The sequence below is a fragment of the Streptomyces sp. NPDC004561 genome, from assembly GCF_053602155.1.
Genome location: NZ_JBSGDB010000622.1, coordinates 1 through 4,424, shown reverse-complemented (window position 1 = coordinate 4,424; position 4,424 = coordinate 1). Strand labels below are relative to the sequence as shown.

General features: G+C 70.4%; 3 protein-coding genes. 1 reads left to right on the top strand and 2 read right to left on the bottom strand.

Annotated features, from left to right (window positions below; translation table 11 throughout):
- Positions 1 to 943: 943 nt before the first annotated feature.
- Together ACWEN3_RS42200 and ACWEN3_RS42195 are read right to left on the bottom strand one after the other, a co-directional pair.
- Positions 944 to 1,759, bottom strand: coding sequence for a class I SAM-dependent methyltransferase (locus ACWEN3_RS42200; RefSeq protein ID WP_452982771.1), 816 nt, complete (start codon positions 1,757 to 1,759; stop codon positions 944 to 946).
- A gap of 438 nt (positions 1,760 to 2,197) precedes the next feature.
- Positions 2,198 to 2,620, bottom strand: a complete 423-nt coding sequence (locus ACWEN3_RS42195) for a hypothetical protein (protein ID WP_452982768.1) — start codon at positions 2,618 to 2,620, stop codon at positions 2,198 to 2,200.
- Positions 2,621 to 2,814: 194 nt separating this feature from the next.
- Between ACWEN3_RS42195 and ACWEN3_RS42190 the strand changes: the two genes are divergently transcribed.
- A complete protein-coding gene (locus ACWEN3_RS42190) occupies positions 2,815 to 4,308 on the top strand; it encodes an alpha/beta hydrolase (protein WP_452982766.1) in 1,494 nt (497 codons plus the stop codon).
- The last annotated feature ends 116 nt before the right edge of the window (positions 4,309 to 4,424 follow it).

The window sequence follows — 4,424 nt, the reverse complement described above, 5'->3', positions numbered from 1 at the left end:
CAAGGCGGTCACCGTCGTGCCCTCGGCTTCGGCACGTGCGACGAGGCGGGCATGGACCTCGTCGTCGAGCCTGATGTTGATCTGCTTCGTCATACCCCCAGCGTATAGCAGCCCGCTATACACTGGGGGCGGTTTGCCGATCTGTTCCACAAGCGAGGCACCGAGACGCCGTCGGCGCCGCACGTCCAACTCGCCGCCGAGCGTCTGCCCGCCGTCCCCGTCGCCGAGCCGAAGCTGCGACCTACGGCCGGGCGCCGCGTGCTCGGGTCCGGCCCCGCCCCACCGTGCGGTGACTGCGGCTGTGACAGACGTGGTGGCACCGGGCTGTGACGGGCCGCGCCGGCCGACCTGTACTACCTGGGCCCGCCCTCGCGGCACCCCGCCCGGACTCCTCTCCCCCGGCCCGCCCATGCAGTGTGCCCGCGTGTGCTCGTGCACGTGTGCACGCCTACACGCGCGCAACTCCCCGGCCCGCCGACGCGTGCGCGGGTACGACAACGGCGAGGACGGCCGGCCGCCACTCCGGCATCTTGATCAGTCGGGTGATACCCGGCCAACCCGCGCGCACCGCCCCCGCCACGACCACGGCGCTCTGACCAAGCGCTTCAGTCACGCCCGATGTGAGTCATCGCCTCAACGGCCGTGTCAGGGTCGTCGTCCGCATAGCGCAGAGAGATCCCGTATGCCTCTGCCGCCCGGGCGACCAGGTTCGTGAATGCCCTGGTGCCGTGCATGTCCCCGGCGTCATAGCCCAGGACAAGGCGTTCACTCGACTGAGGAGCCGTTCGAACCGGCGATTCGTCGTCAGCCTCTAGATGATCGATTCCAAGGGGTTTGGTGATCGCAGGCGGTCAGTGGACGCATGACCGGCTGGCCGCGCATGAACCTGGCTCCACTCATCGGACCCCCTTGGAATCGATCATCTGGGGAACCGTGAGGCGTTCTACCGGCGGACCGCCGAGATCAGTCCGCCGGGCCGCTCCTCGCCCTGCGGCGGGGTGCTGATCGGGCGGCCGTAGGCGGCAGCGCGCTCGCGCAGGGTGTGGCTGTCGGCCTCCCAGCCGTGCCCGGCCAGCCAGCCCACCGGGTCGTCGGGCATCTCCGAGACCCACATGGACGCCGCCGATCCCGGCACGGCGTCCGCGCCGAAGCGCTCGATCACGCCGCGCGAGCCCAACGTCAGCCCCATCCGACTGCCAGCCGCCGACTGCGCGCTGATCCGGGCCAGCAGCAGCTCCACCGCGTCCTCGGGCAGATAGATCAGCAGCCCTTCGGCGATCCACACGGTCGGCGCCGCCGGGTCGTGCCCTGCGGCGGTCAGCGCGCCTGGCCAGTCCTCACGCAGATCCACCGCGACGGTGATCCGCTCGCAGCGTGCGACGGCCCGCTCCTGGCGCAGCACCGAAGCCTTGAAGTCCAGTGGCGCGGCGGTGTCGACCTCGAACAGCCGGGTGCCCTCGGGCCAGTCCATCCGGAAGGCCCGGCTGTCCATGCCGGCGCCGAGCAGCACGACCTGCCGGATCCCGGACGCGGAGGCCTGCTGCAACAGCTCGTCGAGGAACTTCGTCCTGATGACGATGGAGAACGCCACGCCCAGCCGGCGGAGTCTCGCGGCCTCGTCACCGGGCAGCGGCGGCGAGGAGGGCCCCAGGCCGCCGGCGGTGGCGAAGGCCTGTGCCAGTGGGTCGCGGAACAGCGCGTTCTCCCGCTCGGTCTCCACCGCCCGCACCCTGGCCACCCCCACCGCCGTGGCCCACACTCCCGACGGCTGCACCCGCTCCTGCTCATCAGTCACCGCGCCAGCCTAGATGAATCGAGTCCAAGGGGGACTTGATGAGTGGAGCCAGGTTCATGCGCAGGCAGCCGGTCACGCGCGCACTGACCGCCTACGACCACCAAACCCCTGGGAATCGACCATCTAGATCCGCCACACCATCGATCACGTCGGCTCAACGAGTCGTCCACCAGCTCGTCACCGGTCCCAGATCAGAAACAGGTACTCACCTCCGCTCGTACGGAGAGGAGGCCGCCACATAGACCGGGAGTGCCGCCGGAGCGCGGCGGGAGCAATCAGTGAGCACGATGAGCGGCAGCTGCGCGGCGCCCTCACCGTCACAGGCCGGTGCCACGCGCAGCGGCCACCGGCTTGGCACGCTGCACCGCGTGGGCTCCCCGCGGATGACCGACGGGATCCCGTCTACGCCGGTGCCGGGTGCTGCCAGGCCCTGGGGGCCGAACGGGAGGTATCGGTGGATGCCCTTGTGTAACAGTGATCGGTGAGTGCGGGCAGGTCTGAGGGGGCAATGGTGCGGCGTGTGCGAGAGCTTCCGGTTCTGGGGGCGACGAGCATGCGTTCGGCGCCGAAGGCGGCGCCCGTGTGCGTGTACATGGTGGTCTCGCCATCGGACCAGCGGACGACCAGGTCGTCAGGCCAGCCGTTGGAGCCGTAGCTGCCCGCCGTCATCACCGAGTCGTGGGACCAGATGCTGCCGGCCGGAGCCATCTGGACTTCCTTGCCGACTCCGCCAGGGCCGGCCTCCTGGAACTGGGAGACCCTTCCGTCGGACCAGCGCACCAGGGTGTCCCAGTTGTTGGCGCCAGTGAAGTCGCCTGCGGTCACCAAGGTGGCGTCCTTCAGGCGTTCTTCGGCTTCATCAGCCGGTGTTCGCTCCGAAGCCCTTGTCACCGACGGCGGTGTAGTCGGTGACGTGGCCGTCGCTCCAGCGGACCAGCAGGTCAAACAGGTAAGCCCCCTTACCAGCACGGGGGTTCACCGGATGTGAGCAGCCCACCGAATCCGCGAGGCTCGTCCGCATGAAGCAGAACAGAAGTTTACGAGCCGCCTGGCTCACCGTCTCCGCGGCGCTCCTCGGCCTCGCCACTCCGCTGAGCGTCTCCCCTCCCGCGACAGCGGCACCCTCGTCCCCCGCCCTCCACTGGACCCGATGCGCGGGCGACGGGCTCGATGCGCGTCAGCAGTGCGCCTCGCTGAAGGTGCCGATGGACTACGCCGACCCCGGCGGCCGCACGATCGACATCGCCGTTTCCCGGATTCCCGCCGAGAAACCGGCCACCCGGCGCGGGGCACTGCTGCTGATTCCGGGCGGGCCGGGCAACACAAGCCTCACCGACCCCTCCGGGAAGGGTCAAAAGCTGCCGCAGGCCGTGCGGGACCAGTACGACCTGATCGGCTTCGCGCCGCGTGGGCTCGCTCCGTCCACCACCGTCAGCTGCGCCCTCCGGCACGCCGACCTCGCCACGTCGACGTTGCGTCCCTGGCCGGCCCCGGACGGTTCGATCACCGGGAACCTGGCCACCGCCCGTCGGCTGTCGCAGGCCTGTACACGCAACGGGGGCGAGCTGATCCGGCACATCAGCACCCTTGACGAGGTCCACGACATCGACCGCATCCGCGCCGCGCTCGGCGAGCACCGGCTCGCCGCCTGGGGCGTCTCGTACGGCACGTACGTGGGCGCTGTCTACAGCAAGCTGTTCCCGCAGCACACCGACCGCATCGTGCTGGACAGCAACGACGATCCGGATCCCGCCATGGTCGAGCGCGGCTGGCTGCACGCGTACGAGCGCGGGGTGGAGGACACCTTTCCGGAGTTCGCCCGGTGGGCCGCGACCGCCGGCAATCCGGACCGGGTGGCGACGACCGCCGACGAGGTGCGGCCGCTGTTCCTACGCCTCGCCGCCCGCCTCGACCGGGCACCACTCCCCTGGCCGGGCGCCAACCCCCCGGAGCTGAACGGCAACGTGCTGCGCCAGACCATGCTGGACAGCCTCTACGCACCCAGCCGCTTCCCCGTCCTGGCCGAGCTGATGCTGGCCGCCCGGCACGGCACGGTGCCTCCCGCGCCGGCACAGCCGCCGGACCAGGCGCTACAGAACCTCGCCGCGGTCAGCATCGGCACGCTCTGCAACGACGTGGCCTGGCCGACGTCGACGGCCGACTACCGCACGGCCGTCGCCGACAGCCGCCGCCTGCATCCACTCACCGCAGGCATGCCCCGCAACGCGATGGTCTGCGCCGCCTGGCCGTACCCGCCGCGGCGGTCCCCGGTACGGATCACCGGCCGAGGCCCGTCCGACATCCTGCTCGTGCAGAACGCCCGTGATGTGGCCACTCCGCTCAGCGGCGCCCTGAGACTCCGCCGGGCCCTCGGCACACGCGCCGTCATGGTCACCGTCGACTCCACCGGCCACAACGCCTACCTCGCCAACGGCAACGCCTGCGGCGACCGCACCGCCACCCGCTTCCTGGCCACCGGTCAACGACCCGACGGGGACGTGTACTGCCCCTAAGGGGCATGTGTCGGAAGTGCTCTAGTAGTGCTTGGTCAGGTCGGTTGTGGTGGTGCGTGTCCTCTGGGCCCGGTGTGGCGTTGAGTGTGCGTGACTCCGGACGAGATTGCTGTGGT

Coding starts and splice junctions, on each gene's coding strand:
- ACWEN3_RS42190 (WP_452982766.1), top strand. CDS start 2,815: ATGAAGCAGAACAGAAGTTTACGAGCCGCCTGGCTCACCGTCTCCGCG.